The 21,671-nt window shown below is 72.3% G+C and carries 16 protein-coding genes; 7 read left to right on the top strand and 9 right to left on the bottom strand.

The annotated features are described in order from the left end of the window. The first annotated feature begins 17 nt into the window (after positions 1–17). Complete coding sequence (locus ACZ45T_RS25785; RefSeq protein WP_468445326.1) at positions 18–845, top strand: alpha/beta fold hydrolase; 828 nt, start codon at positions 18–20, stop codon at positions 843–845. A 94-nt stretch (positions 846–939) separates the two neighbouring features. On the opposite strand, the gene ACZ45T_RS25790 is transcribed toward ACZ45T_RS25785, so the two are convergent. From ACZ45T_RS25790 to ACZ45T_RS25805, 4 genes are all read right to left on the bottom strand, one after another. Further along, positions 940–2,124: a cytochrome P450 gene (locus tag ACZ45T_RS25790; protein ID WP_468445157.1), complete on the bottom strand. Its 1,185-nt coding sequence runs from the start codon at positions 2,122–2,124 to the stop codon at positions 940–942. Continuing rightward, positions 2,114–2,854 carry a cyclodityrosine synthase gene (locus tag ACZ45T_RS25795; protein WP_468445159.1) on the bottom strand — a complete coding sequence of 247 codons (741 nt, stop codon included), beginning with the start codon at positions 2,852–2,854 and terminating at the stop codon, positions 2,114–2,116. The genes ACZ45T_RS25790 and ACZ45T_RS25795 overlap by 11 nt, the downstream gene beginning before the upstream one ends. A gap of 225 nt (positions 2,855–3,079) precedes the next feature. Then, positions 3,080–3,946, bottom strand: coding sequence for a PhzF family phenazine biosynthesis protein (locus ACZ45T_RS25800; protein WP_468445161.1), 867 nt, complete (start codon positions 3,944–3,946; stop codon positions 3,080–3,082). A gap of 10 nt (positions 3,947–3,956) precedes the next feature. Continuing rightward, the gene (locus ACZ45T_RS25805; protein ID WP_468445163.1) at positions 3,957–5,225 is read right to left on the bottom strand and encodes an MFS transporter; all 1,269 of its coding nucleotides are present in this window, start codon (positions 5,223–5,225) and stop codon (positions 3,957–3,959) included. Between the two features lie 137 nt (positions 5,226–5,362). Between ACZ45T_RS25805 and ACZ45T_RS25810 the strand changes: the two genes are divergently transcribed. Beyond that, positions 5,363–6,313, top strand: coding sequence for an ArsR/SmtB family transcription factor (locus ACZ45T_RS25810; protein ID WP_468445165.1), 951 nt, complete (start codon positions 5,363–5,365; stop codon positions 6,311–6,313). Positions 6,314–6,383: 70 nt separating this feature from the next. Here the strand turns inward: ACZ45T_RS25810 and ACZ45T_RS25815 are convergent, their stop codons facing one another. Beyond that, positions 6,384–6,998 (bottom strand): hypothetical protein, encoded by a 615-nt coding sequence (locus tag ACZ45T_RS25815; protein ID WP_468445167.1) that lies wholly within the window; start codon positions 6,996–6,998, stop codon positions 6,384–6,386. A gap of 65 nt (positions 6,999–7,063) precedes the next feature. Between ACZ45T_RS25815 and ACZ45T_RS25820 the strand changes: the two genes are divergently transcribed. Continuing rightward, positions 7,064–8,032, top strand: a complete 969-nt coding sequence (locus ACZ45T_RS25820; RefSeq protein WP_468445169.1) for a TAXI family TRAP transporter solute-binding subunit — start codon at positions 7,064–7,066, stop codon at positions 8,030–8,032. A 51-nt stretch (positions 8,033–8,083) separates the two neighbouring features. On the opposite strand, the gene ACZ45T_RS25825 is transcribed toward ACZ45T_RS25820, so the two are convergent. Genes ACZ45T_RS25825 through ACZ45T_RS25835 form a run of 3 tightly spaced genes read right to left on the bottom strand, consistent with a single transcriptional unit; the run spans position 8,084 to position 11,622 of the window. Further along, complete coding sequence (locus ACZ45T_RS25825) at positions 8,084–9,466, bottom strand: HAMP domain-containing sensor histidine kinase (RefSeq protein ID WP_468445171.1); 1,383 nt, start codon at positions 9,464–9,466, stop codon at positions 8,084–8,086. Next, on the bottom strand, positions 9,463–10,179 hold the full coding sequence (locus ACZ45T_RS25830) for a response regulator transcription factor (protein ID WP_468445173.1): 717 nt from the start codon (positions 10,177–10,179) through the stop codon (positions 9,463–9,465). Before ACZ45T_RS25830 ends, ACZ45T_RS25825 begins: the two co-directional genes overlap by 4 nt. Positions 10,180–10,221: 42 nt before the next feature. Next, positions 10,222–11,622 carry an MFS transporter gene (locus ACZ45T_RS25835; RefSeq protein ID WP_468445175.1) on the bottom strand — a complete coding sequence of 467 codons (1,401 nt, stop codon included), beginning with the start codon at positions 11,620–11,622 and terminating at the stop codon, positions 10,222–10,224. A 253-nt stretch (positions 11,623–11,875) separates the two neighbouring features. Between ACZ45T_RS25835 and ACZ45T_RS25840 the strand changes: the two genes are divergently transcribed. From ACZ45T_RS25840 to ACZ45T_RS25855, 4 genes are all read left to right on the top strand, one after another. After that, complete coding sequence (locus ACZ45T_RS25840; RefSeq protein ID WP_468445177.1) at positions 11,876–16,414, top strand: CHAT domain-containing protein; 4,539 nt, start codon at positions 11,876–11,878, stop codon at positions 16,412–16,414. Next, positions 16,398–17,138, top strand: a complete 741-nt coding sequence (locus tag ACZ45T_RS25845) for a hypothetical protein (protein WP_468445179.1) — start codon at positions 16,398–16,400, stop codon at positions 17,136–17,138. Before ACZ45T_RS25840 ends, ACZ45T_RS25845 begins: the two co-directional genes overlap by 17 nt. Before the next feature lie 140 nt (positions 17,139–17,278). Next, entirely contained in the window at positions 17,279–18,619 is a 1,341-nt protein-coding gene (locus tag ACZ45T_RS25850) for a phytase (RefSeq protein ID WP_468445181.1), read from the top strand. Positions 18,620–18,813: 194 nt separating this feature from the next. Continuing rightward, a complete protein-coding gene (locus ACZ45T_RS25855; protein WP_468445183.1) occupies positions 18,814–20,610 on the top strand; it encodes a VanW family protein in 1,797 nt (598 codons plus the stop codon). A 22-nt stretch (positions 20,611–20,632) separates the two neighbouring features. Here ACZ45T_RS25855 and ACZ45T_RS25860 read toward each other — a convergent pair whose 3' ends face one another. Then, positions 20,633–21,658 (bottom strand): phytase, encoded by a 1,026-nt coding sequence (locus tag ACZ45T_RS25860; protein ID WP_468445185.1) that lies wholly within the window; start codon positions 21,656–21,658, stop codon positions 20,633–20,635. Positions 21,659–21,671 lie beyond the last annotated feature (13 nt).

Raw genomic sequence — 21,671 nt, forward strand, 5'->3', positions numbered from 1 at the left:
CTGGCAGGATCCGTGCCATGCCCACCTTCACCGCACCTGACGGAACCCGCCTCGCCTACAGCATTCAGGGGGACGGCGACCCGGTCGTCTGCGTCCCGGGAGGTCCTGCGGACTCCGCCTACCTCGGCGACCTCGGCGGCCTGTCCGCGCACCGCCGGCTGATCGCCCTGGACCTGCGCGGGACCGGCCGGTCCGCGGTGCCCGAGGACACCTCCTCGTACCGCTGTGACCGTCTCGTCGACGACGTCGAGGCGCTGCGCGAGCATCTCGGCCTCGCCCGGACCGACCTGCTCGGCCACTCCGCGGGGGCGAACGTCGCGACGCAGTACGCCGCCCGATACCCGCAGAACGTCCGCAAGCTCGCCCTGATCACCCCGGGTACGCGGGCTGTGGGCCTGGAGACCACCGGGGAGACCCGGCGAAAGCTCGCCCGGCTGCGGAGCGACGAGTCCTGGTTCCCGGCGGCGTTCGCCGCGTTGGAGGCCATCACTGCGGGCACGGGCACTGACTGGGACGCGATCAACCCCTTCTTCTACGGCCGTTGGGACGCTGCGGCGCAGCAGCACCAGGCAGCCGGCCGGCCGCGCAACACGGAGGCCGTCGCCCTCTTCGGGGCCGAGGGCGCCTTCGATCCGCGGGCCACGCGCGCGGCGCTCACCGCCTGCGGGGGTCCCGTGCTGGTGCTCGCCGGGGAGTTCGATCTGAACAGCCCGCCCGAGACGGTGGCCGGGTTGGCGGAGCTGTTCCCCGACGCCACGCTCGCCGTACAGCCGGGGGCGGGCCACTACCCCTGGCTCGACGACGCCGACCGGTTCGTGGCGACCGCGGCGGCCTTCCTGGGGTGACGGCCCGCCCCCGGCCGTGAGGGAGAGCGAGGGCCCCGGCCGGTTCACCCGGCCGGGGCCCTCGTCGGGCCGGCGCGGTTTCGCGCCGGCCCGGCTACCAGAGCACGGGCAGGCGCTCCGGCAGGCGCTTCATGAAGCGGGTGCGCCAGACCAACTGGTCGACCGGCACGGCGAGCTGGAGGTTGGGCATCTTCTCCAGCAGCACCTCGATGGCGATCTCCGTGTGCCTCTTGCCGAGGGCGGTGGCGGGGCAGTAGTGCTGACCGCCACCGAAGGAGAGGTGCGTACCGGCGTTCTCCCGGTCGATGTCGACGATGTGCGGGTCCGGGTACACGGCCGCGTCGGTGTTGGCGCCCTCGACCAGGACCAGGAGGAGTTCGCCCTTCTTCACCTCGACATCGCCCAGGGTGACGTCCTCGAGGGCGAGGCGGGGCAGCCCGTCGGCGATGGACAGGTTGATCCGCAGGAGCTCGTCCACGGCGGCGGGGATCTTCTCCGGCGCCTTGCGCAGCTGCTCCCACACGTCGGGGTTCTGGAGCAGCGAGAAGATCGCCATGGTGAGGAAGCCCATGGTGGAGATGACACCGGCACCGAACAGGGTGACGCCGACCGTGGCGAGCATCTCGTCCGTCAGGTGGTCGTAGTCGGGATCCTTGCGCAGGGCGGCCAGCTCGGAGATGAGGCCGGTGGTGGTGGGGTCGTCGAGGCGCTCGACCATGTACGCGATGTCCCGGTCCCAGTTGAGCTTGGCGCCGGTGACCGGGCAGGCCGAGTTCATGAACGCGATGTCGAGGCTCGCGGCCAAGCGGGGGGCGTCGGCCTCCGGGATGCCCAGGATGCGGCAGTGCAGGTTCTCGGCGTACGGGTTGGTGAACTGGCCGCGCAGGTCGACGGGCGCACCGTGGGTCAGGAGGCTGTCGACGAGGGCGGACGCGTGCTCGCGCATCCAGTCGGTGAGACCGTCGGTCTTGGGGTTGATCGCCTTCAGCACGGCCTTGCGCAGTCCGGCGCCGGTGATGTTGCCCATGTTGTTGACGACCTCGGGCGGGATCGTCAGCGCGTACTGACGGGGCACGCCGGGCGCCGACGTGTCCTTCAGGCTGAACCTGGGGTCCTCGAGGACCTGCTTGCTCAGCTCATATGAGGAGACGAGCCAGGCCTCGTCGCCGGCGATCGTACGGACCCGCTTGACCGGCTCGCTGCGGAGCTCTTCGACCTCGGGGGGAAGCTGGTCGCCGCGCGCGGAGAACGGGAAGTCGAGCAGGGTGTCAGTGGTCATCGGAGTCTCCTTCGGCGGGGGTGATGATTGCGTGGCCCTGGTTGCGCGAGGCGCGCAGACCCGATCCGCGCGAGTAGAGCAGTTCCGCCATCGGCAGGAGCTGGTGGTAGCAGTTGAGGGACGAGGGCACGCCGAGGATGGCCGGCGTGTCCAGGAACAGCGGCGCTTCGGCGCAGACGTACTCGAGGCACACGTCGCGCTGCCGGGTGGTGGCGGTCTTCCCGTCCAGGACCTTGGAGGAGAGGAACGCGTCGACCAGGGAGTTGCAGGTGGTGCGGAACTCCGGGTCGGTGTCGATCAGGTTGATCAGGTGGTTGTGCAGCACGCGGTAGGCGGGGATGTCGGTGAGGGACGACATCGGGCGGGCGCGCAGACGGACGCCGGTGGGGTCGGCTTCGGCGGCGGCGTTGTTGACCTTGGCGCGGACGCCGCGCAGGTTCTTCACCGCTTTGCGTCGCGCCTCGTCCTCGCCGTATCCGAGGGCCTCGTACATCTCGGCCACGTGCAGGTCGGTGTAGATCAGGTCGACCTGCTCGAAGTTGCGCATGCCCCATTGGGCGAGGTCGATGACGCGCTGGGCGGAGAAGTAGCTGTTCCCCGGTGAGATGCCTATGACGGCATGGTCACCTTCGGTGTGAATCACTTCGCAATGCGGGGTGTACGGCCGGACTGTGAAGACTTCGGTTGCTGTCGTCAACAGGTGTCGGGTCCTTTGTGCCGCAAGTCCCATGGGGCCCTGTGCCCCGGGTGTGGCGGCGACGTGACGGAAAGCTACCTGAACGGTGTGCGACGTTCCATTAGTTCCCGGCGGTAACTCACCTGTTGGACAGGACAGTTGTCTCAGGCACCTTTCAGACCGTCATGTGAGCCGTCATCGTGGCTACGACAATTCGCCAGGGTGAACGAGAGATGTCTTCCATGTGGCCAATCGCGGACGCCCGGCGGCGAGGGGCGGCTACGCCGGCGGGAGCTCGCGGAGGGACCCCTCCGCGACGAAGGCGACACCGCCCCCGACGCGTACGGAGTGGATGTCCGCGCCGTGGCCCTCGGCGCTGACCGTCATCTCGCTGGGGCGCCCGGTGAAACGGCCCTGGTGCAGGACGGTCCGCTCGCCGGCGCCGATCCGGCCGTGGCGGCGCAGGTAGGCGGCGGCGCAGCCCGCGCCGCTTCCGGTGGCGACGTCTTCGAGGATTCCGTCGTTGTCCCAGTGCCGCCCCTCCGGTGCGGCGGCGTCCAGGAGGTAGGCGAAGCGGGCCCCGATCCCGGCCAGGGGCCCGTCCAGTGGCGCGGTGACCCGGGCGCGCGCCAGCGCGTCGCCGCGTACGGGGAGCACCAGGTAGCGCAGGCCGGTGGAGACGACCTCCGGGGGCAGGGCGGGATCCAGGTCGTCCGGTTCGAGGCCGAACAGGGCGGCGAGGCCGTGCGGGTCGGGGCGGCCGAGGAAGGCGGCGGCGCCCTGGTCGAGGAGGCTCGCGTACCGGCCCGGTCCCAGGCGTTCGGTGGTGACCTCCACCGTCCGGGCCGGCAGGCGCAGGGTCCAGGCCTCGTGGTCCGTGGTGCCGTGGAGGTCGTGCAGGACCGCGGCCGCACCGACGAGGGGGTGGCCGGCGAAGTCCAGTTCCTCGGTGAGGTCGAAGACGCGCGCCCGGCGGCTGCGCCCCGGTGCTCCGTCGCGGATCAGGAAGACGGACTCGAAGTGCCGCAGTTCCCGGGTGACGGCCTGCATCTGGGCGCCGGTCAGGGCGTCGGCGTCGGGGAACACCGCGAGGCTGTTGCCGCTGTACGGGTGGCCGGTGAAGACGTCGACGTGGTGATAGCGCATGGCGCCGACGCTACCGGGGGAGTTCACGCGCGGTCCGCAGCGGTGAGAGCAGGAGGGGCAGTACGGCGATGAGTTCCCCCAGGGCTCCGGTCCACAGGGCCGTCCGGGCGCCGAAGTGCTCTCCGAGGAGGCCGCCGATGAGTGCGCCGAGGGGCATGGATCCCCACACCACGAACCGGAACGTCGCCGTCATCCGGCCCAGAAGCGGCTCGGGGCAGAGCTGTTGGCGCCAAGCCACCGAAGTGATCTTGAAGGTCATGAAGGCGGTCCAGCCCAGGCCCTGGAGGGCGACGGCGAGGGCGAAGCGCCCGTCGGCGTGGAAGAGGGGCACCGCCGCCAGCCACAGAGCGCCGCTGACGATCACGGACGCGCACATCGCCCGGCCCTGGCCGAAGCGCGCGGCGATCCGCATCGTGAGCAGGCTGCCCAGGAATCCGCCGATGGCCTCCGCGGTGAAGACCAGCCCGCAGAGGAGCGGCGACAGACCCAGTTCGCCGGCCAGCAGTACGAGCAGCATCGCGGCGCCGATCGTGCCGAACAGGTTGGAGATCGCGGAGGTGAGGGTGAGCGCCCGCAGGAGCGGGTGGCCGAAGACGAAGCGCAGCCCTTCGGCGATCTCGGACCTCAGCGGTACGTCCGGCCGGCGCTCGGGCTCGGCATCGGCCCGGCGGATGCGGGAGAGGCAGAGCGCGGAGACGAGGAAGCTGACCGCGTCGACAGCCACCGCCACGGGCGCCGTCAGTGCGCCGACCAGCACGCCGCCCGCACCCGGGCCGGCGGCCGCGGTGATGGTGCGCGTCGATTCGAGGGCCACGTTGGCCTCCACCAGGCGGGCGCCGTCCACGAGTTGCGGGAGGTGGCTCTGGTAGGCGATGTCGAAGAAGGCCGTGCAGACGGACATGCCGAAGGCCACGGCGTACAGCTGGGGGAGGGTCAGGACGTCGAACCAGGCCGTGACGGGGAGGGAGGCGAGGAGTGCGGCGCGGCCGAGGTCGCCCGCGATCATGACGCGGCGGCGGCGCATGCGGTCCACCCAGGCCCCGGCCGGCAGGCCGATGAGCAGGAAGCCCAGGTACTCGCAGACGACGAGGAGACCCACTTCGAAAGGGGTGGCGCCGAGGGTGCCGATCGCCAGGAGGGGGAGGGCGAGGAGGGTGACGGCGGTGCCGGCCTGGCTGACGGTGTCACCGGTCCACAGGCGGCGGAAGTCCGCGATGCGGAAGAGGGCGGGGCGGGGGTTGCCAGGGACTCCGACATCGTCGGTGAGGGAGATCGTCATGACCGCGACATCACCATCGCCCGGGCGGCGCAGCCATTGTTTTAGTCTGGGCGAAAACATCGTCGGGGCGAGACGGGCGAGACGGGCGAGACGGGCGGGGCGCGGGTATGGGTGAGGTGCTCTTCGGTGTGGATGACATGGCCAACCTCAGATTCGCGATATCGCCGCTGTGGGAGACCGTCGCGAGTCTGCGGGCGATGGCTGATCCCGGCAGCCATGCCGTCCATCTGCCCTGGATCAAGGGGGCATTGACCCTCCGTCAGGACCCTGATCTCGCCGCGAGGACGGGCCCGCTGCACGCGCTGGTGACCCGGGACGGCGCGGTGCGGAGCTTCCTGGTGCCGCCGCCGCGCTGTCCGCTGGCCGAGATGGAGGAAGAGCTCGCCGCGCTCGTGGCCCTGTCGCCCGAGCGGGTGCGCGCCGGGCTCGAAGCGGTCGGCCGGCGAACACCGTTGACCGGCTTCGAGCAGCGGCTGGCCGAGGACCCCGCACGCGCGCTGCCCGAACTGGCGGACGCGGTGCTCGCCTGGTGGCGAGCGGGTGTCCGGCCGCACTGGCCGCGGATCCGCGCACTCCTGGAGGCCGACCTCGCGTACCGGACCCGCCAGCTCGGCGAGGACGGCATCCGTGAGGTGTTCGCCCGGCTCCACCCGGCGCTGCACTGGGCGGACGACCGCCTGGTGTCCGCCGACCTGCCGGCCGGGGAACTCCGCCTGGACGGGGTCGGGACCACCCTGGCGCCCAGCGCCTTCGCGGTCCGTTGCCACCTGCTGGCCGGGCAGGGCGGGGCGCCGCCGTGCGTCGTCTACCCCTCGCGGGCGGTGGGCACCCTGTGGGAACGCCGTGACGCGGCCGGGGACGGACTGGCGCGCCTGCTGGGCCGGAGCAGGGCGCAGGTCCTCGCCCACACGAGCTCACCGTCCACGACGACCCGGCTGGCCGGCCGGACCGGGCTCAGCCTGGGCGCGGTCTCGCAGCACCTCGCCGTGCTGCGCGACGCGGGCCTGGTCACCAGCCACCGCTACCGTCGCGAGGTCCACTACACGGCCAGCGACCTCGGGACCGCGCTGCTGGAGCGGGTCACGTGACGGGAGCGCGACCGCGGGCGCGGGTCCGGTCCGGTCCGGTCCGGTCCGGTCCGGTCGCAGAGCCGGGCTCTCAGTGGGCGAAGGGCGGCTCGAAACAACCGGATTCGGCGAACGGGCCCTTCGCCCTCACCTGGTAGTTCGTGGTCTGCACGAACGCCATGACGCACGCGTCGTCATGGACGCGGAGGCCCACCTGTGCACCCTCGGCCGTCACGTACTGGTTGTCCCGGAAGCGCGGCTCCATCCCCCGCACGCTGAGCGTCCCGCCGAGCCGCTCGCCCTTGGGTCCGAACCGCTCCTCCTCGTACCCGAGTGCGAGCAGTTCCGTGCGCACGGTCCCGGGGTCCCACTTCTTCTCTTCCCAGAGTCGCTTGAGCACGGGCTCGATACGAGCGGCTTCCTTCCGTGCGTCCTCGGCGCTGGCGGGGGACATGTCGCCGGAGCGGCGGTGGGCGTTGTTCTCGTTGTAGTGCGGGGCGCCGTCGCCGGCTCCGGGCTCCACATGAGGGGAGGCGCCGGCCGCACTGGGGCTCGAACTCGCAGGCAGGCCGGGGGGTGTGCTCGGGTCACCGGCCGCCGAGTTCCCGCCGGGATTCGTGCCGCATGCGGTCAGGGCCATGGTGCAGCCGAGGAGAAGAGCGGTCGCGGCGAAGTGCCCGCGCCGCCCGCGTATCGAGGTCAACATGGGGATGACTCTGCCACGGGCCGTGACCCGGTGAACCTTTCCGGTCACAGCACTAGGCTCGCGTCGTGACCAGCGCAGAGTTGACCCGCCGACGTGTGATGGGCGCCGGGCTCGGCGCCTGCGCGATGGCCTTGGCCGGATGCGCCGGGGGCCCCGGTCCGGTGCGGCGACTGCGGCTCGCCACGGGGCCGGACGGAGGCCCGTACAACGCGTTCGGGAAGGCCCTGGCGCAGGCCGCCGCCGCGAGCGGCCGCGGGCTGGAGATCGTGCCGGTGAGCACCGCGGCCAGCGTGAACAACCTGCGCAAGCTGGACGAGGGATCGGTGGAGCTGGCGCTGGCCATGGCGGACGTGGCCGAGGACGCGGTACTGGGGCGCGAGTCGTTCTCCCGTCCGGCCGCCGTCACGGCGCTGGCCAGGGTCTACGTGAACTACACGCACCTCGTCGTCCCGGCGGGCGGGCCGGTGCGGTCGGTGCAGGATCTCGCCGGGCGTCCGGTCGCCGCCGGTGCCTCCGGGTCGGGGGTGCAGGTGGTGGCGCAGCGGGTCCTGGAGGCGGCCGGGCTCAACGGCGGGTCCTCGCCGGCGCACGAGCGGTGGCTGGGTCTCGCCGCCTCGGTGCGGGCGCTGCGCGAGGGCACGGTCGACGCGCTGTTCTGGTCCGGGGGCGTGCCCACGCCCGCGCTGTCGGAGCTGGCACGCGAACTGCCGCTGAGATTCCTGCCGTTGGACGGCTATGTGGGCGCGCTGCGCGAGCGCCATGCCCCGGTCTACACGGCGGTGACGCTTCCGGCCGGGGTGTACGGGCTGGCGGAGCCGGTGGGAACCCTCGGGGTCGGCAACTACCTCCTGGCAGGTGAGGGCGTGCCGGAGAGCGCCGTACGCGAGCTGCTCCAGGTGGTGTTCGCCCGGTGGCGGGACCTGCTGCGGGAGGTGACTGCCGGGGCGCGGCTGGAGCCCCGGTTCGCCATCTCGACCGGCACGATACCGCTCCACCCGGGCGCGGTCGCGTACTACCGGTCGGTGTACGGCTGAACCGCGAACGGGGGAGCCCCGCAACGGCGGGACGGCGGAGTGGTCGAGCCGTCATGAGGGTGAAGGCGAGGGCGGGAGCCGGAGTTCGAAGACCAGGCCGTGCGGGGTGTTGCCGCTGACGCCGAGCCGGCCGCCGCTGATGCGGGCGATCTCATCGGCGATGGCCAGTCCCAGTCCGCTGCCGCGGACGTTCTGGTGCTCGGGCGAGCGCGCGAAACGCCGGAGCAGCAAGTCCCGTTGCTCCTGCGGCACTCCCGGGCCGTCGTCGGCGACCCGTACGACGGTGCTGCCGTCCGCCCCGCGCGTGGCGCGCACCTCGACGCGGCCTTCGGGCGGCACGAACTTGACGGCGTTGTCGAGGAGCGCGTCCAGGATCCGGCCCGCCGCGTCGGGCAGGGCGCGGGCCCGCAGGTCCTCGGGGAGGCCGACGGCGTCAAGTTCCAGTCCCGCGCCGCGGAAGACCGGAGTCCAGGCCCTCACCCGGTCCCGTACCGCCCGCGACACGTCCTGGTCGCTCAGCTCGGCCGTCCCGGACTCCACCCGCGCGAGGGCCAACAGGCCGTCGAGCAGCTCCTCCAGGCGTTCGGCCTCGTCCAGCGCGCGGCTGTGCTCGGTCCGGCCCGGCCCGGGCGCGATGTGCGGTTCGACGTTCTCCAACTGGAGCACCAGGGTGGCCAGCGGATTGCGGAGCTGGTGCGAGGCGTCGGCGACGAAGTCCCGCTGGCGGACGATGGAGTCGGCCAGGGCCTGCGCCATGGTGTTGAAGTGCTGCCGCAGATGGCGCAGTTCAGGCGGGCCGGTGTCGGAGACGGCCCGTGCCTGGAGGCTGCCGGCGGTCAGTCGTTCCACCGCCCGGTCCAGGTCGAGGACCGGGCGCATCAGCCAGCGCGTGATCCCGGCCGCGACCAGGGCGGCGGCCGCGAAGGCGGCGAGGGCCCCGGCGGCGATGAGCGACCAGCGGACCGTCACGTCCCGGCGGGCGGCATCGGTGGGCACGGCCATCAGGACCGCCCCGCTGACCCGCTCGTCCCGGCCCACGGGCTCGGCGAGCACGACGGTCCTCGGGCCCCAGGGGCGCAGGGTGGGCAGCCGGTCGGTGGAGCGGCCGGTGAGGGCGCGGCCGAGGGCGTCCCCGGAGCCTTCCGCGGATGCCCCGGCTCCGGCCCGCGCGAGCGTCGTTCCCGCGGTGTCCACCACGACCACCCCGGCTCCGTACAGCTGGGCGTACCGGCCGATCTCGGCGGACAGTTCCGCCCGGTCGGCCTCGGTGCGCATGCGGTCGGCGAGATCGGCGAACCGAACGGCCTCCGAGCGGCGTTGGAGGAGCAGGTGCTCGGTGCGTCCCCGCGCGTAGGCATCGGCCAGGGGGACGCAGAGCAGCAGCGCCGCGACCCCCATGAGCACCATCAGCACGGCGAGCAGCCTGCGTCTCATCGCTCGCCGTCCAGCCCATGGCCGGCGGCTGGGCAGCCGAGCTGGTAGCCGAACCCGCGGACGGTGCGCACCAGGCCGGAGCGGCCGGTCTTGGCGCGGATGCCCGCCACATGGACGTCCAGTGAGCGGGAGGCGGCGAGGAAGGCGTCCCCCCAGATCCGGTCCAGGATCTCCTCACGGGAATGCACCTGGTCCGGGCGGGCAGCGAGGAACGCGAGGACGTCGAACTCGCGCCGGGTCAGCCTGACTTCGGCGCCCGCCACCGTGACGGTCCGCCCCGCCAGGTCGACCTCGACGTCTCCGGTGCGCACCGGCGGGCCGCCCGTGGCCGCAGAACCGGCGCCCGAACGGCCGGAGTTCGCGCCCGTGCGGCGGCGTACGGTGTCGATGCGGGCCATCAGCTCGGCCATCCGGAAGGGCTTGACGACATAGTCGTCGGCTCCCGCCCGCAGCCCCTGCACGATGTCGCGCTCCTCGCAGCGCGCGGTCACCACGATCAGCGGCGCGTCACAGACGGTACGCAGCCGCCGCAGCAGCTCCAGTCCGTCGAGGTCGGGCAGGCCCAGGTCGAGCAGGACGAACTCGGCCTCGCGCACGTGCCGCAGGGCGTCCAGGGCGCGGCCGACCCTGCGGACGGTGTGTCCGCGCTGGGCGAGGGCGGTGCCGAGGGCCTGGGCCATGCGGTCGTCGTCCTCGACGAGAAGCGCGTGCATGGGAAGTTCCTCGCGGCTCGCGACCGATGACGACCTGGCGCATCAGTTTACGCGAGCCGCCGTCGGCCGGTCCTGTCCCTTGACCTGCTCGGCATCCGCGCCGGCCTCCATCTCGGCGCGGCTGAGTGCGGCGTTGCGGGTGTCCGGCATCAGCACATACGTCACGAGGGAGATCAGCGCGCACCCGGAGACGTACCAGAAGAACGTCTTCTCGTGGCCGCTGCTCTTGAACCACAGGGCCACGTACTCCGCCGTGCCGCCGAAGAGCGCGTTGGCGATCGCGTACGGCAGTGCCACGCCCAGGGCGCGCACCCGGGTGGGGAACAGCTCGGCCTTGACCGCCGCGTTGATCGACGTGTAGCCGGTGATGATCACCAGGGCCAGCAGCGACAGCCCCAGCGCGGACCAGTACGAGGACGCCGAGCCCAGGGCGGTCATGATCGGGTACGTGCCGACGGTGCAGCCCACCGCGAAGGTGATCAGCAGGGGACGGCGGCCGATCCGGTCGGACAGCATCCCGGCGAAGGGCTGCAGCACGGCGAAGAGGGTCAGCGCGGTGAAGCTGACCAGAGTGGCGGTCGTCTTCTCCATGCCCGCACTGCCGACCAGGTACTTGGTGAGGTAGGTGGTGTACGTGTAGTACGCCACGGTGCCGCCGAGGGTGAGCGCCATGACCAGGCCCGCCTGCCGCCGGTACTGCCACAGGGCCTTCAGCGTGCCGCGCGTGCTGTCGTCGTGCACGTCGCCGCCCGACGACTCCTCCTTGAACGCGTCGGTCTCCTGGAGCCGTCGCCGCAGCCAGAAGACGACCACCGCGAACAGTGCCCCGAGGACGAACGGGATCCGCCAGCCCCAGCTCTCCAACTGGGCCGTGGTGAGGGTGTGCTGCATCGTGATCAGGATGCCCAGGCCGAGCAGCTGGCCGCAGGTCATCGACACGTACTGGAAGGACGAGCCCAGGCCGCGCCGATCGCGGGCCGACGCCTCGGTGAGGTAGGTGGCGCTGGCCGCGTACTCGCCGCCGATGCTCATCCCCTGGAGCAGACGGGCCAGCAGCAGCACCAGCGCGCCGAAGTAGCCGGCTTGTCCGTAGGTCGGGGCGACCGCGATCAGCAGGGCGGCCACCGACATCATGGTGACGGTGAGCGTGAGCGCGCTCTTGCGCCCGTGCCGGTCGGCGGCGCGGCCGAGGATCCACCCGCCGACCGGGCGCATCAGGAAGCCGACGGCGAAGATCCCCGCCGTGTTCATCAGCTGCGTGGTCGGGTTGTCGCCGGGGAAGAAGGAGTCGGCGAAGTAGATCGCGAAGCTGGCGTAGACGAACCAGTCGTACCATTCGACGAGATTGCCCAGGGACCCGCCGATGAGTGCGAGACGGCGCTTCTTGCGCTCGTCCACGGGTGGCGATCCGGGCGATCCGGGCATGACGGCGGACGAGGACATGGCGGCTCCAGACGGAAGTCCCTGATGAGTGCCCAGAGCATGCGTCCGCCGTCGCACCCGGACAAGGTCCGCCACGCAGATCTAACGTTCCGCTAAGAAAGGCCCCGCGGCTCCGCGCCGGCCGGTCGGCCGGCCGGCATCCCGTGATCGCCCGTGCGGGAACCAAGTCCGTGAGAAGCGGCGTTGGAGGGGTGAGGGGCGACGTACTGTTCGGTACGGGTCACACAGGCACGCATGACGCAGGGGGGCGGTCATGTTCGGTTGGACACTGCTCAGGCTCTGGAGCTCGCTGAGGGCCGACATGTTCACCCGGCCGCAGTCGCGGGACCCGGTGGCGGCGGGGGAGCAGATCCGTCGGCTCGGCTCGCTCCCCACGGAGGAGCTGCTGCGCACCTGCGGCAGCGCGGGGACGGTGGACCACGCCTCCCTGACCGAGGACCTGTTCGCGCTCGCCGCCGACGCGGGCATCGGCTGGCACGACGAGGAGACGGCCCGCGCGATGGCGGAGGTGCTGGCAGCCATCGGCCTGGGCGTCGCGGCGTCGAGCGGGGGCCGCTCGGACCTGGATCTGGGTGAACGGATCCAGGTGGAAGCGCATGTCCTGCGAGGGGTCGCGGCCGATCGCATGCGAGACCGTAAGGAGGCGCACCGGCAGTTCGCGCAGGCGGAACATCTCGGCGCCGCCACGGGAAACCCGCTGGCCGTGGCCCTGGGGCGGCTCGGGATGCTCGCCACGGCGGACACCGACCCGCAGGAGTACGGCCTTCCGGCCGCCGTGGACCGGGCGCTGGAACCCCTGGGGGACCGAGGACGGGGCCCGGCCGTCGAGGAGGTGTGGCGGGCGCTGAGGGCCAGGGTCTCGGCAGGTGAGGCCGCAGGCCGTTGGTGGGAGACGGAGGAGCCCGCCACGGCGCGCGCGTTGCTGGAGGGCTGGCTGCGCGAGCACCGCGACGGCGAGGCGGAGGAACTGTTCCGGGCCCTGCTCAGCCGATTACTGCGGGCCGTGGCCGAGCAGAGCGGCGGGGCCGCGCAGCGGGCGCGCGTACTGGACGAGGTGTTCGCCGGTCACCCGCGGCTGGCCGTCTTCCAGGAGACGCTGGGGGAGATCTACTACGAGTTGGACATGCCGGCGCTGGCGGTCGAAGTGCTCGAGCCGCTGCACGCGGACCGGCCCGAGGACAAGCCCACGGCCATGCGGCTCGCACTCGTCTACCGGAACAGCGGCAGGAGCGAGAGGGCCGTGCCGATACTCCGCGCCCGCGTGGCCGACCCGCCCGGTCCCGAGGACGAGGAGGTGCTGACCCTGCTCGCCATCATCCTGAGCGAGCTCGGTTCCCCCGAAGCCGCGGTCTGGGACGCCCACCTGGCCAGGATCCGCGGGGACAACGGTTTCGTCGAGATCTTGCCGACGGACATGCGCGGCGGATTCGCCCTGCCGCCGGCCCCGCTGCTGGCCCGGTTCGAGGACGGCACCCTCACCATCGATCCCGGCGCCGCATCGCTCCCGCCACCCGAGATGGAGGCGCACTTGCTCGCGGCGCTCTTCGAAGGCAGCCCGGACGGAGCCGAGAAGCTCAGGAAGCTCGCCGAGGAGGACCCTCCGATGGCGGCCGCGGTCGCCCGACTGCTCGGAGTGGCGCTGGACGCGCCGGTGCCCCTGTCGCCCCGCACCGATGTGGACGAGCTCCTGCGGCGCGGGGACGAGCATTTCCAGCGCCGCGAGCTGACGGAGGCGACCGCCTGCTACCGGCGGGCACTGGAGCTCGACCCGGACAGCGCGATGGCGCTGCTGTGGCTGGGAGACGTGCACTACGTGCGGCAGGAGCGGTACGTCGCCCGCGCGTACTTCGAGGAGTCCCTGGCAGCCGAAGAGACACCGATGGCCTGGCGGTTCCTCGGTGACACGTTCCGCATGCAGGCCGAGCCGGAGCGGGCCCGCGCCTGCTACCGGCGCGCACTGGCCATGGACCCCGGCTACGGCGGAGCCAGGCAGGCACTCGCCTCGCTCCCGCCCGAGCCCGAATCCTCGGCCGCGCCCGTACCCGTACGCGAGTCGGCACCCCTCTCGGCGCACCCGGCATCCTCGTCGATGGTGCGCAGATCGCTCGGCCGGCTGCGCGCCGTGCTGCACAGGCCGGAGAGCGATCCGGAGAAGAGCACCGACGGCGCGGCGACGTCCCCGGAGGAAGCCCAAGGCGATCCGGTGTTCCAGCAGTTGTCGGCTTCGGGGATCCAGGCGCAGGTCCCCCAGGAGCTCGAAGAGGCCATGCGGGAGAAGGACCCCTCCATCCCGGAGCTGCTGGACTGCATCGAGGACGACGAGGGGTTCGCGCGCTGGCAGGAGAGGTGGCTGCCGGAGCACTTCGGTGACGCGTACGCGGGGCTGTGGGCACTGGCCTGGCAGTGGAGCGCGAAGGCCGGGAACACCCGGAGGGCGCTGCTCCTGGCCCGGCGCCGGGTGCAGCTCGCGGAGTCCCTGCAGGGCCAGTGGGCCGAGGACGACGATCAGTCCGCGGGGAAGGCCCTGCTCGTGTCCAGCGCCCTGGAGCACATGGCCGACATCCTCGGGGACGTGGGCCGGTACACGGAGGCCCTCGCGGTCCTCCGACAGGCCGAGGGATGGCTGGAGACCGACCGGGTCGAACGGGAGCGCGTCGGACGACAGCTCGAAGGCATCCTCGGCGCAGCCCTGGAGGGGAACCCCAGGGCCAGGCTGTACGAGGAGCTGGCCAAGGCCGCCGATCGCTGCGGCGAGGAGGAGGCCGCGGAAGGCTACCGCGGGCGGGCACAGGAATGGAGCGAGGGAGTCCCGGGCTCCGACCAGGAGCGGATCCTGCGGATGGTCCACGCGTCCGTGGTGAGCCAGCGGCAAGGTGACGCCGACGACACCTTCCGGTTCCTGGACCAGGCCCTGCCGCTCGCCGAGCGGGACGCGGGGTGGTCACCGGTCAAGCAGACCCTCGCCTTCGTCCACCATTCCCGTGCGAAGGCCCTCTTCGAGCTGGGGCTGAACCGCACCGCCTTGCGGCACATCGCCGAGGCCCGGGCGTGCAACGCGGGCAACGCCGACCGGCTGTCGGCCGACTGGATGGTCACCGCCGAGATCCTGGGCGAGCGCGCGGATCTGGGCGATCCCCTCGAAGCGTACGAACACGTCCTGCACCTGTCCGGCGTGCCCGGCCGGGACGGCGACCCCTTCCTGTGGCGGCCGCGCCGAGTGCCCGGTGAACCGGTACGCATCGAGCACCCCGAACGGGCCTGGCCGGTCATCGGCCCGATGGCCCGAGCCGCCTGGGAGGCCGGCGAGCCGGAGACCGCCACGGCCGTCCTCGAACTCGGCGTGGACCTCGCCGACCTGGTGCGGGCCCTGCAGACCGACCCGAAGCTCAGGCGGAGCATCCAGGACGAGCGCGCCGACGCGTACGAGCTGCTCACCCGCTACCGGATCGACGGGCACGGCAGCACGGAGGCGGCGTTCACGGTCTCCGAACGGCTGCGGGCACGTTCCCTGCTCGATGCCATGAGCACGGCCGAACTCCGCGCACCCGCCGACGCACCGCGAGAACTGCTCGCCAGGGAGGCCGCGCTGCTGCGCGAGCGGACCGCCGTCGCACAGGCGCCGCGCACCGACTGGGCCCTGCACCACGACATCGGACAGAAGCTCTCAGCCGTGTGGACCGCCATCGCCGAGCGCTGCCCGGCGGCCGAGGAGTACGTCGCCATCCGCCGCTCCACGGTGACCGCACCCGGCGCCGTCCTCGACGAACTCGCCGGCGAGCGGGTCGTGGTGGCCTCCTACGCACAGCTCGGCGACGGCCGCACCGTGCTCTTCACCCTGGACCCCCGCACCGGGCTGGCCGTCACCGGCATCGACGCGGACGCCGACCAGATGCACCGCTTCATCGCGGACAACCTCGGCAGCGCGGGCCAGGTACGCGAGATGGCCATCGACATGCCCGGCCTCTTCCAGCAGGTGCTGGGTCCGCTCGTGGCTCCGCTGAAGGGGCTGACCGCGCCCGGGGACACCGTACTGATCTGCCCGACCGGAGCCCTGCACAACGTGCCGTTCCACGCCCTGTCACCGGACGGCGGCGCCACCCTCCTGGACCGCAACCCCGTCGGCTACCTGCCCAGCGTCTCCCTGCTCCGCACGCTCGGCCACCGTACGGCGGTCGCCGGCCGGGGCGCCGTCGTGCTGGGCGACCCCGGTGGGGACCTGCCGCACGCCCGCGCCGAGGCACAACTGCTCGGCCCCCGCCTCGGGTCCACGCCCCTGATCGGCGAGGCGGCGACCCGGGAGCGGGTCCTGCACGAGATGGCCGGCGCGGAGATCCTGCACGCGGCCTGCCATGCCTCGTTCCAGAGCGACGATCCGCTCTCCTCGGGCCTGGTCCTCGCCGACGGCGTGCTCACCGGCCACGACGTACTCCGGCAGAACTGGCACGGCGTGCGGCTGGCCGTGCTCTCCGCCTGCGAGACGGGCCTGGGCCGCACCGGCCGCACCGACGAGACGCTCGGCCTCAGCCGGGCCCTGCTCTTCGCGGGAGTGCGCTCGCTGATCATGAGCCTGTGGCGGGTCCCCGATGCGACGACCGCCCCGATCATGGGCGACTTCCACGACCTCACCCTGTCCGGCGAACCGCCGGGCCAGGCCCTGCGCACCGCGATGCTGGCGGCGCGCGACCGTCCCGGCGGAGACCGGCTGGACCGATGGGCAGGCTTCTGCCTGCTCGGCGAATGGCGTGCCCCCCGCACCACAGGAAAGGACGCACCGTATGCCGGACACCGCTGACACGGCCGACATGGCCGACACCGCCGAAGCCGCTCGAGCGGCTGGAGTGGCGGAGCAGCTGCCGCCGGGCTTCGACCTGCTCGGCCTGATCACCCCGGCCGTCGAGGAGGACGAGCCCGACCGGGGCTATCAGAGCCTCGACGAGGCGACCGTCAGCCTGCTGCGCCGCGACACCCGGATCGGACTGGCCCGGGGCGAGGTGACGGCCGTCGACACCGGAGATCCCGCTGTCCAGGGCTACGACATCCCGCTGATCTGCGTCGTCCAGACGCACCCCGAGTGCACGGTGCGCTGGTCGCGCCTGGTGCTCGACCTCTCGCCCTCGCCGGGAGCCACCATCGCCGACATGTCGCCCACGCTGGTGGAGGGCGAGGAGCCCATCGAGATCGAGACCAGCCTCGGAGGGGGACTCAGGTTCAGCGCGGCCGGCGCCGCCCTGGGCGCGGACCTGACGCCGCAGCTGCTCAGGCGGCGTACGGTCTACTGCCCCCGCATCACGTCGTCGGGCATCGGATTCACCACCGCCTACTGGGACTTCCACGCTTCCGACAGGGAGTTCCTCCACGTCAACGAGGAGTTGCGGCTGCTGGTGCGGGCCCCGGCCGGGGTCGCCATCGATGCCGTGGTGACCATGCGCACCCGGGTCGTTCCGCGAGGTCTGGGTCGCCTCGTCCGCTTCTCCGGGAAGCTCGCGGGCTTCGAGGGCACGTGCAGGCTCAGCTAGGCCTGACGTGGGCCGCCCGGGCGCGGCGGCTGTGCGATTTCATCGTGCGGTCATGCCCACGTCACGCCTGCTCCATGGTGGCCACTCACGGGTAGATCATGGTGGGGGACCACGTCGGAACCCTGTGAGGAGGAGACAAGATGAGCGTGATCTCAAGAAGGCGGACGCCGGTCATCGCCGCCGCGACGGTCGTGGTCCTGGGCGTGATCGCCGTACCGGCGCACGCCGGCGTGGACCGCGCCGGGTCATCGCGGCTGCCCCAGGTGTCGGCCTCCGTTGAGACGCCTTCCCTCTTCGACGACGAGGCCGGCGGCAACGCGAACGCCGACGACCCGGCGATCTGGCGCAACCCGAAGGACCCCGACCGCAGCCTGGTGATCGCGACGGCCAAGGAGGGCGGCCTGCGCGTGTACGACCTGGACGGGCGCCAGGTGCAGTCCCTGCCGGCGCCGCCCCCGCCGAGGGACGGCGACAAGCCCGGACGCTTCAACAACGTCGACCTGATCACGGGCCTCCGCTTCCCCGACGGCCGCCACGACGTGGCCGTGGTCTCCGACCGTGGCCGGGACCAGCTGCGCGTCTACCGGATCGACCCCGAGCGGCGCGGCGCACCCCTGGTCGACGTCACCGACGAGGCGGCCGCCCCGCCGGTCTTCTCGGCCGGTCAGGACGAGGTCAACGACCAGCGGACCGCGTACGGCCTGGCCGCGTACACCGACCGCCGCAGCGGCCGCTCGTTCGCGGTCACCAGCCGGCGCCACGCCACCGCCCTCGCGCTGGCCGAGCTGCTGCCGAACGGGCAGGGGAAGGTCGGCTACCGCACGGTCCGCACCACCTCGCTGCCCTCCTCCTTCACGCTGCCCGACGGCAAGACGTGGGCGCCGTGTGCCGAACCGGGCGAGCTCCCCCAGGTCGAGGGCATGGTCGTCGACCCCGACACCGGTGACCTCTACGCCGGGCAGGAGGACGTCGGCATCTGGAAGCTCGACGCCGACCTGCGCTCCCCGGCCCGCCTGATCGAGAAGGTCCGCTCCTTCGGGGTGCCCGGCACCTGGAACCCGCAGACCGAGGAATGCGAAGCGGGCGCGGACCCGGGCTTCGGCGGACGGCACGTATCCGCCGACGTGGAGGGCCTCACCATCTGGCGCGACCCCGAGCACCCCGGGCACGGCGGCTACCTGCTCGCCTCCAGCCAGGGCGACGACACCTTCGCCGTCTTCGACCGCGAGCACGGAAACGCGTACGTACGCGGCTTCCGCATCGCCGCGGGCACCGGGCCCGGCGCGCCCGACGGCTCGGAGGTGTGCGACGGCGCCGCCGTCATGAGCGCACCGCTGGGTACGAAGTTCCCGAACGGCCTGCTGGTCGTCCAGGACGGCTCCAACACGCCCGAGGTCACCGGGCCCGACGGGGAGGCCCGTACCAACACGGACTTCAAGTTCGTGGACCTGGGCCGGCTGGGGCGCGCCGCGCGCCTCTGACCCGGGCCGTAGCGCCCAGGCGCGTCACGTTCCGTAACCGGACCGGGGCGCGCTGCCCCCACATCGTGACAACCGTCTCATCCATCACCGAATCGGACGATTAAGGGCAATCATTATTTCCCGTAATCGTCGTATACCGGCTGCTGTCGCGGCCCGCGCCACCAGATGGACCGGTCGGCGCCACGGTGAGAGGCATGGGACGCGTGGGCAGCTGGACGGGCAAGACGGGCAACTGGCGGATCGCTCTGCCGATGGCAGGCGGAGCCGTCGTCCTGGGGCTGGGCGGTCTCTACGTCACCGGCCTCGTCACCGGTGGTGACATCGACCGGGGTACGCGGGTCCGCGGCGTGGACATCGGCGGAATGAGCCGGGCGCAGGCCCAGCAGGCGCTGGCCCGGGAGCTCGGGCCCACCGCTGCGGCGCCGGTCGCCATGAAGATCGGCGACCACGTCGAGAAGGCCGATCCCGCCGCTCTCGGGCTGTCACTGGACACCGCCGCGACCGTCGACCGCGCCGTACACACGGGATACGGTCCGGCCACCGTCATCGGCAGGCTCTTCGCCTCCGTCGACCGGGACGTCGAGCCCGTGGTCACCATGAACGAGCGGACCGGCCGAGCCGCGGTCGACCACATCGGCGCGACCACCCGGCAGCGGGCCCGCGACGGGCTGATCGAATTCGCGCAGGGCACGGCGAAGGCCGTCGCCCCCCGGCCCGGCGTGGCGCTGATCGAGGACCGGGCGCTCGACACCCTCCGTGACGGATACCTGCGGGCGCGCTCCGGCCCGGTCGAGATGCCGGTCGAGCGCACCCAGCCGCGCATCGGGGCCGACGAGACCGGACGGGCCATGCGGCAGTTCGCGCAGCCGGCGATGTCGGGGCCCGTCACGCTCACCGTGGCGGGGGAACGCATAGCCATAAGCCCCGCCGTCCTCGGTGAGCACCTGGAGATGAAGTCCGACGGCGAGGGCCGTCTGGCGCCGGACCTGGATTCCAAGGGTCTGCTCGCCGACCCCGCCGTGGCCCGCCCGATCGCGGCAGCCACCCGGGCTCCCGACACGGCGGGCGGCACGGGACGCCGGGTCACGGAAGCCGCGCTCGGCCGGGCCGTACTGCCCCTGCTGACCCGCACGGGCGCGGCCCGCAGCGCCGAGGTCGCCACCGTGCCGGGCCGCCTGGACCTCGCGAGCGCCGAAGCGCGGCGCCTCGGCATCAAGGAGAAGGTCTCCTCCTTCACCGTCGCCTTCCCGGCCGCCCCGTACCGCAGCACCAACATCGGCCGCGCCGTCGAGCTCATCAACGGCTCGGTGGTCCAGCCGGGGGAGGAGTGGAGCTTCAACCGCACGGTCGGCGAGCGCACCCCGGAGAACGGCTTCGTCGACGGCATCATGATCAACAACGGCCAGTACGTGAAATCGCCGGGCGGCGGCGTCTCGGCCGTGGCCACCACCATGTTCAACGCCGTGTTCTTCGCGGGCCTCAAACCCGTCGAGCACGGCGCGCACTCCTTCTACATCGAGCGCTACCCCGAGGGCCGCGAGGCCACCGTCGCCTGGGGAACCCTCGACCTGCGCTGGGTCAACGACTCCGGCCACCCGCTCTACATCCAGGCCGAATCCAGCGACACCTCGCTGACCATCACCCTCCTCGGCACGAAGAAGTACGACGAGATACGGGCGACCAAGGGACCGCGCACCAACATCACGCCGCCCGCCAAGCGCACGGGCAGCGGACCGCTCTGCGAGGTCCAGACCCCGCTCGAAGGCTTCGACGTCACCGTCGGCCGCGTCTTCGTGCAGGGCGGTCTGGAGGTGAAGAGCGAGGAGTTCAAGACCCACTACACGCCGCGCGACGAGGTCACCTGCACGCCGGAGCCCACCCAGAGCCCGTCAGGCACGGCCACGGCCACGGCCACGGCCACGGCCACGGCTATGGCCCTGGCCATGGCCAGGGCCGAGGGTGACGCGCAGGCGCCGCGCGACGGGCAGTAGGACCGACCGGGCCCGGGGAGGATCAGCCGAACAGCGCGGTGATGCGCTGGAGCGGTACGAGCTTGAAGTTCTGGTTGCCGCTGGTGCCGGGCGCTGAGTTGGAGCCGTCCTGGCAGATGAAGACGCCCTGCGGGAAGGCCGGACCGAGGTTGGCGGCGGTGGCGTCGATGCCGTCGGTGTCCTCGCAGTCGTCGGCCGAGGTGCCGTTCGCGACGGAGAACCGGCCGAGGTGGGCGCGGGTGGTGCGGTCGTAGACGGTGAAGTCGTTGCTGCCCTGGGAGGAGACGTAGATCCGGTTGCCGGCGGCGGTGATGCCCTCGGTGTCGGCGGTGATGTGTCCGCCGGAGCCGGTGGAGTCGAGCTTGGTACGGCCGGTGCCGGCCGTGGGCTCGGCGCCGTAGATCCACACGCCGACGTCCTCCTCGCCGAGGTAGAGCTTGCCGGTGGTCTCGTCGGCGTAGCAGCCCTCGACGGCCGAGCCCGCGTCCCACAGCCGGACGGAGGTCGCGCTCACCGAGTCGCCGCTGACGGCGAGTTCCCACTGCTCGACGCGGCCGGAGGTGGAGTTGGGGAAGGCGTACAGCTTCCCCGAGACCGGCGAGGTGTAGAGGCAGATGCCGTGCGCGGTGACCTCGGTGGGGACGTCCTCCAGCCACGTGAGCTTCCGGGTCGCGGGGTCCATGCGGTAGACGTGCATGGCGCCGTTGCCGTCGGCGGCCTCGTCGTCCGCCGAGACGACGATGTCGCCGCGCAGGTCGACGTTGTTGCCGAAGTCGCCGCTGATCCGCTGGATCCGGGTCCCGGACAGGTCGTAGACCTCCAGCGCGCCCTTCTTGTCGGTGTCGATGACGACGGACTTGGCGGGGTCGGTCGGGTGCACCCAGATCGCCGGGTCGTCGGCCGCGTCTCCGCTGTGCGAGACCGGCGCGGTCTCCACGGTCGCGGTGACGGAGCCGGCGGCCGCGTGCGCGGGTGCGGCCGGGAAGGCCAGGGCGGCCACGACGGCGGCCGGCAGGGCGGCCGTGCGGGCGAAGACGGTGAAGGACACCGGGTGTTTCCCC

This window comes from Streptomyces sp. NPDC030995 (genome assembly GCF_055571215.1).

Bases quoted from the DNA above. Each gene is read 5' to 3' on its own strand.
- ACZ45T_RS25785 (WP_468445326.1), top strand. From the start codon at position 18: ATGCCCACCTTCACCGCACCTGACGGAACCCGCCTCGCCTACAGCATT.
- ACZ45T_RS25790 (WP_468445157.1), bottom strand. From the start codon at position 2,124: ATGACCACTGACACCCTGCTCGACTTCCCGTTCTCCGCGCGCGGCGAC.
- ACZ45T_RS25795 (WP_468445159.1), bottom strand. From the start codon at position 2,854: ATGGGACTTGCGGCACAAAGGACCCGACACCTGTTGACGACAGCAACC.
- ACZ45T_RS25800 (WP_468445161.1), bottom strand. From the start codon at position 3,946: ATGCGCTATCACCACGTCGACGTCTTCACCGGCCACCCGTACAGCGGC.
- ACZ45T_RS25805 (WP_468445163.1), bottom strand. From the start codon at position 5,225: ATGACGATCTCCCTCACCGACGATGTCGGAGTCCCTGGCAACCCCCGC.
- ACZ45T_RS25810 (WP_468445165.1), top strand. From the start codon at position 5,363: ATGGCCAACCTCAGATTCGCGATATCGCCGCTGTGGGAGACCGTCGCG.
- ACZ45T_RS25815 (WP_468445167.1), bottom strand. From the start codon at position 6,998: ATGTTGACCTCGATACGCGGGCGGCGCGGGCACTTCGCCGCGACCGCT.
- ACZ45T_RS25825 (WP_468445171.1), bottom strand. From the start codon at position 9,466: ATGAGACGCAGGCTGCTCGCCGTGCTGATGGTGCTCATGGGGGTCGCG.
- ACZ45T_RS25830 (WP_468445173.1), bottom strand. From the start codon at position 10,179: ATGCACGCGCTTCTCGTCGAGGACGACGACCGCATGGCCCAGGCCCTC.
- ACZ45T_RS25835 (WP_468445175.1), bottom strand. From the start codon at position 11,622: ATGTCCTCGTCCGCCGTCATGCCCGGATCGCCCGGATCGCCACCCGTG.
- ACZ45T_RS25840 (WP_468445177.1), top strand. From the start codon at position 11,876: ATGTTCGGTTGGACACTGCTCAGGCTCTGGAGCTCGCTGAGGGCCGAC.
- ACZ45T_RS25845 (WP_468445179.1), top strand. From the start codon at position 16,398: ATGCCGGACACCGCTGACACGGCCGACATGGCCGACACCGCCGAAGCC.
- ACZ45T_RS25850 (WP_468445181.1), top strand. From the start codon at position 17,279: ATGAGCGTGATCTCAAGAAGGCGGACGCCGGTCATCGCCGCCGCGACG.
- ACZ45T_RS25855 (WP_468445183.1), top strand. From the start codon at position 18,814: ATGGGACGCGTGGGCAGCTGGACGGGCAAGACGGGCAACTGGCGGATC.